We start from the raw sequence: 339 nt of genomic DNA, 5'->3' as shown, positions 1-339 counted from the left end.
CGAACCTTCGAAGGCGTTGCCAACATATTTACAGTCTGCCCCCTTTGGCCACTCGGGAACCCATCCATGTTATATAATCACTTATCTAAAAAAGTGAGTGGGACCAATAGGGCTCGAACCTATGACCCCCTGCTTGTAAGGCAGGTGCTCTCCCAGCTGAGCTCTGATCCCAAATATAAAATTAATCATTAGTACAAATGTACTAACGACCCAGAAGAGACTCGAACTCTCGACCTCCGCCGTGACAGGGCGGCGCTCTAACCAACTGAGCCACTGGGCCTAAATGGACCTTCAGGGACTTGAACCCCGGACCGATCGGTTATGAGCCGATTGCTCTAA

2 tRNA genes are annotated in these 339 nt (G+C 50.1%); both read right to left on the bottom strand.

The window, feature by feature from the left end:
- Positions 1 to 98: 98 nt before the first annotated feature.
- Positions 99 to 171 (bottom strand) — tRNA-Val (locus D0T66_RS16135).
- Positions 172 to 206: 35 nt separating this feature from the next.
- A tRNA-Asp gene (locus D0T66_RS16130) sits at positions 207 to 280 on the bottom strand.
- Between the last annotated feature and the right edge of the window lie 59 nt (positions 281 to 339).

Origin of the sequence: Dysgonomonas sp. 25, assembly GCF_010501075.1 — a bacterium.
In the GTDB taxonomy this organism is placed as follows: domain Bacteria; phylum Bacteroidota; class Bacteroidia; order Bacteroidales; family Dysgonomonadaceae; genus Dysgonomonas.
Note: the sequence above shows the minus strand (reverse complement) of the source record. Positions and strands in the feature narration are given on the sequence as shown.